The sequence below is a fragment of the Microcoleus sp. PH2017_08_TRC_O_A genome, from assembly GCF_020738665.1.
Lineage (GTDB): Bacteria > Cyanobacteriota > Cyanobacteriia > Cyanobacteriales > Microcoleaceae > Microcoleus.
The window spans coordinates 1-4,781 of record NZ_JAEQCE010000172.1; the positions used below are offsets into that span (position 1 = coordinate 1).

Consider the following 4,781-nt stretch of genomic DNA (forward strand, 5'->3'; position numbering starts at 1 on the left):
TTCCTAGTCTCGACAATTACAGACCAGAGGTAGGGTACGATCCAGCTCAACCTAACTACGCTCTGAGATTAACATCTGGTGACAGCATTACACACAATCGGTTTGTTGTGCCTGACTGGGGTGCGTTGCGATTTAATCTTCATGTTCCTAATCCTAATGGTGGCACGTTAAAGGTTTCTATCCAAGGCGATGAACCTGGTTATGAAAATTATCAACCCATAGGTAATATTGACTTAAGAGTAGCCGATGGTCGAGTTAATCCAGGTGATTTAGCAGAAATCCCTTACCCTATAGGCTATGCTGATACTGACACTAACCGCATTGGTTATGGGAATGTAGGGTTTGAAACTTTCCATGTTGATGTACCTGAAATATTGCGGGGCAAGTCAGCTAAGCTTAAGTTTGAGTTGGAAGGGAATGATACAGTTTATCTTGATGATGTTTTCTTTAAGAGCACTCATCTCATGTTTGGTAATCCTACTTTAAATGGACAAGTAGCTAGACCAGATGCTGCGAACAATGCCAACAACTATTTGATTGAAAAGCCACAGTACGCTATATCTTATAACAACAATTTCCGCGCCCCTAATTGGGTAAGCTGGCAACTGAATCAGTCATGGATAGGCAATGTGCCTCGACCTGGAACAAATAATGGGTATTTACCTCCTTCTCCTGTAAACCGAGCTATTTATCCTTGGAGAGCAGATGATAATGAGCTACCCAATACTTTTGGTATGGCTCAACCTTGGGATTATTTAGGAGTGGAAACCATTAATGCAGGTCTTATCAATGAAATTATTCCTGAGCGAGGTCACTTGACACCTGTTGACGATCGAGATAGACATTTGAAAGATATATTTGCTACTTTCTTTACAACCAATGTACTTACACAAGATCGGGGTCTCAACCGAGGAATATGGTCAGTTTTGGAAAGTTTTGCTTCTAACGAACTTGTACTTGGGCAAGGAAGGGAACTTTACATTATATCTGGTGGCTATGGATTTAATACGCCTCTCAGAGCAAGAAATGGTCAGGAAGATAGGTTAATCCGTGTTCCTGACCATACTTGGAAAATTATTGTAGTTTTGGAACCTGGTCAAACTATATCCGATATAACCCCAGAAACGGGAATTATTACCGTTGATATACCGAATAACGAAGGTGTTGTAGGTACTGCGTGGACTGATTACCTAATTTCGATCAATGAACTCGAAAGACGAATTCGAGATGCCGCTAATTTAGATGGAAATACTTATAATTACAACTTTTTGTCTCATGTGCCGGAACTAATCCGCAACCAGCTAAAGCAGACAGTTTTTACACCTTAGTAGCAATCAATCAAAATAGCTCCCTTCCAGCTAATTACTTGAACTTCGCTGAGACAGGATTCCTTAATAATCGTATTATTAAAGATCGCCCATCTTAGGTCTGCACCTGTTAGATTACAATAATCTATTGTAGCATCAGTAAGATCGGCATGGTTAAAGTTGGTATCGATCAGGTCACAGTCAACCATTTGTGTATTCCTAAGAGTCGTACCACTTAAATTTGCACAATAAAAGTTGGTACTCGGCAAAATAGCACCACTCAGATTAGCCTGGCTCAGGTTAGCATTGGGAAAAGAAGCTTCAAGCGTATCGACTTTACTCAAATTGGCACCACGTAGGTCAGCACCCTCTAGGTGGGCTTCAACGAGATTAGCACCACTGAAGTCAGTATTTGTGAGTATGGATTTTTCCAAATAGGCTTGATAGAGAACAATACCACTCAAATTAGCCCCACTGAGATTACCTTTAATCAGCCTAACTCCTTTAAATTCTCTGATTCCAGAGGCGTAAAGTTTAAGTAATTCTTCTGAAGATATCTCCAAGCGTTTTAGCCATTGTTGATAATTCAGTTTAAGCGATTCTTGATTGTTCATAAGTTGTGTCTTCAATTATGTTAGTCATAATACTGGATTATTTACTCAATCCAAGCGGGTCCCTCTACGAATTCTCCCCCTGGTTCAATGGTTTTGCAGACAAAAGCTCCTATCCCACTGCCAAAACCTTTGACACCTGTCAGGTTGGTTGCCACCAAAATAACATTTTCAGTTTTGGTTCTCTCGCAGTCAGCCTCGGTCAAATCAGCACCACTCAAAATAGCATCTCTTAAGTCGGCATCGTTCAGATTAGCTTTTCTCAGATTCGCACCGCTGAGGTCGGCATTTCTTAGATTAGCCCCGCTCAGATTCGCGCCACTTAGGTTAGTACCAAGCATTCTAGCTCCTGGCAAGTGAGCATTACTCAAATTGGCATTGCTCAAATTGAGAGTCATAAGGTGGGCTTTGCTCAAATTGATTCCACTTAGGTCAACCCCGCTCAGGGCAGTGTTATTAACCTTAATTCCCGCAAAATTTCTCTCCCCAGCAGCGTACTGTTCGAGCAATTTACGAACTTCTATATATCGTGGATTTGGAGGCTCAAAACTAACTTCATCAAGAGTAGTATTGCGGAATATAGCTTGCTCCAAGTTAGCAGAGGCAAGACTCACAATATACAAAGAAGCATTACTCAAGTTGGCACCAGTTAGATTAGCACCCATGAGGTAAACTTCATTGAGTTCAGCATTGCTCAAGTTAATATCAGTTAAATCAGCGTTCTCTAAAATAATATAGCGATCGCAAATCATTCGTAAATTAATTAAGGGTTGGAGCGAGCAGCAGTTCCATTGAGTGTTGGTTCAAAAATACCAAATTTGTGTAACTTGGGAAAGTCAAAGCTTTGTTCCTGTATGGTAAAATTGAAGAACCATTTAAGCAAGGAAAAAGAACCGATCCGATTCCCAAATTTTCTCACCCAAGTCTTGGCATGAAGCCAAATATCTTCGACTGGATTCTGCTGCCTTGCATTAGGAGCAAACAGGACACAAGTTAAAGGCCATTCAGCCCGCTCAGACCCTTGATTAATTTCTTCTAGGTAAGCTTTCATTTCTTTATATTTGTGATAGCTGGCTCCATCCCAAATAATCAAATGTCTGGCTTCGGGATTTAAAGATTGTAAGTCTTTTAAGAAAGCCACTGTATTCTCAGAATTTGCCCTTGCATATTCTCGCAGAACAAACTGTTTTGTTAAATAATTTACTGCGCCATAATAAGTTTGTTTTTCTCTCTGATTCACCACTGGTATTTCTATTCTCTCGTTGCGCCTTCCCCAAAGATAACCACAGACATCTCCCCACAATAGATGACACTCATCAATCAAATACACCACAAGCTTTCTCGATTCTATAGCTGAGCGGTGTTCTTCCAGAATTTCACAGATTTCTTGGTGCTTTTTTTTGACGAGTTCTTCATCACGTTTTGGATTTTTTTTTGAGATTTTTTCCAGCTAATTCCCGCTGAATTAAAAAGTTGGTAGTAGCTAGTTTTTGATGGAAATTCAATCTGATATCGCTCGGCTATATAATTTGATAATTCGGATAAGTCCCACTGGTTTTTATTGGTTAACCATTGGATGACTTCCGCTCGTTCTTCAGGCTTAAGTTGTCCCCGCGAACCCTGATGATTTAAGCGCAACCCTTCAATTCCATGCAACGCATAATTGATTTTCCACTTACTGATAAATGGAGATGATACTCCCAATATCTTTTGAATAGTTTCGCGGCGAACCCCTTCAATTAACATGCGGATAGAAGCAGCTCTTTTAAGTTCTCTTGGGTCGGGATTGCTGGCAATAAAATTTTCGAGTTCCCATAAAGCTTGGACTTCATGCTCCACAAATTTTTCTGCCGATTTCTTTGGGGACATCTCAACTCCTACTGAGATTTACGTCCTCATTATTATACATGATTTGTGATTTACAATTCATTTGCGATCGCTATATTCCTCATTCATACCCAGAAATATTGTTCGCAATACTTCCATCTGGCATAATGGTATTGCAGAAAATAGCTTTCGCAAGGAAGCAATCTTCGATTATCAAAGTCGGCTTCTTTAAGAATAGTCCCACTGAGATTAGCCCCACTGAGATTGGCATCACTGAGTCCAGCTTGATCCAACTCGGCACCTTGAAGGTCAGCGCCAATCAAAAGAGCATTATCCAAGCTGGTTTCGTGAAGTATAGCCCCACTGAGGTTAACTCCTGTAAAGTTACTGCGCTGTGCAAAGGCATAGGCAAACCAAACATTTCTCAGGTTCGCCCTACTCAAGTTGGCATCTCTGATGTAAACCGCTTCCAAGTTGGCGCTTTCCAAGTTAGCTCCACTCAGATTGACCCTCTCAAGGATAGCCCCGTTCAACCAAGCATTTCTCAGAGAGGCTTCACTTAAATCAGCTTCGTCCAGAACGGCGCTACCCAGATTTGCTTCACTAAGATTAACTCCGCTGAGATTAACCCCACTCAATCTAGCTCGGCTCAAATCAAGCCCGTTGAAGTCCCTCTCCCCAGCAGTATATCGTCTTAGTAGTTCTGCTTCATTTATTCTGTCCATAACTTTGTATCCTAGAGTTTATTTACAATAGACCTCTTGCAAAAAAGATATATGTTATAATTGGAAGTTTTGAATTAGACATCTCCATAATTGTGGAACAGGCATCCTGCCTGTTATTCACAGGCTTTTGGGAGATGTCTAATCAAGTAAAGCAAAACCTTCTATTATATCAGAAAATTATTTTGCAAGAGGTCTAATAATAACATAATGCTCTGACGGGGTGACAGGTCGTCTGAAAAGCATACAGGGAGATAACTCTAGACAAATCGCCTCAAAAAAGATAGGGTAAGAAAGCTTCTTACCCAAAAATA

General features: G+C 40.6%; 5 protein-coding genes. 1 reads left to right on the forward strand and 4 read right to left on the reverse strand.

The window, feature by feature from the left end; all coding sequences use genetic code 11:
- Window positions 1-1,328: DNA/RNA non-specific endonuclease (locus JGK22_RS32590; RefSeq protein WP_293209036.1), on the forward strand; the 1,328-nt coding region annotated here is incomplete at its 5' end.
- Here the strand turns inward: JGK22_RS32590 and JGK22_RS32595 are convergent.
- From JGK22_RS32595 to JGK22_RS32610, 4 genes are all read right to left on the reverse strand, one after another.
- Window positions 1,325-1,921, reverse strand: a complete 597-nt coding sequence (locus JGK22_RS32595; protein WP_293209038.1) for a pentapeptide repeat-containing protein — start codon at window positions 1,919-1,921, stop codon at window positions 1,325-1,327. The two genes, JGK22_RS32590 and JGK22_RS32595, sit on opposite strands and share 4 nt — an antisense overlap.
- A 41-nt stretch (window positions 1,922-1,962) precedes the next feature.
- A complete protein-coding gene (locus tag JGK22_RS32600) occupies window positions 1,963-2,670 on the reverse strand; it encodes a pentapeptide repeat-containing protein (RefSeq protein ID WP_293209040.1) in 708 nt (235 codons plus the stop codon).
- 11 nt (window positions 2,671-2,681) lie between these two features.
- Window positions 2,682-3,787, reverse strand: a protein-coding gene (locus tag JGK22_RS32605) for an IS630 family transposase (protein ID WP_293209042.1) whose coding sequence is annotated in 2 segments (ribosomal slippage) — window positions 2,682-3,355 and window positions 3,355-3,787 — 1,107 coding nt in all. Because the reading frame shifts where the segments join, the coding sequence is not laid out codon by codon here.
- An 83-nt stretch (window positions 3,788-3,870) separates the two neighbouring features.
- Window positions 3,871-4,470 carry a pentapeptide repeat-containing protein gene (locus JGK22_RS32610; protein ID WP_293314508.1) on the reverse strand — a complete coding sequence of 200 codons (600 nt, stop codon included), beginning with the start codon at window positions 4,468-4,470 and terminating at the stop codon, window positions 3,871-3,873.
- Window positions 4,471-4,781 lie beyond the last annotated feature (311 nt).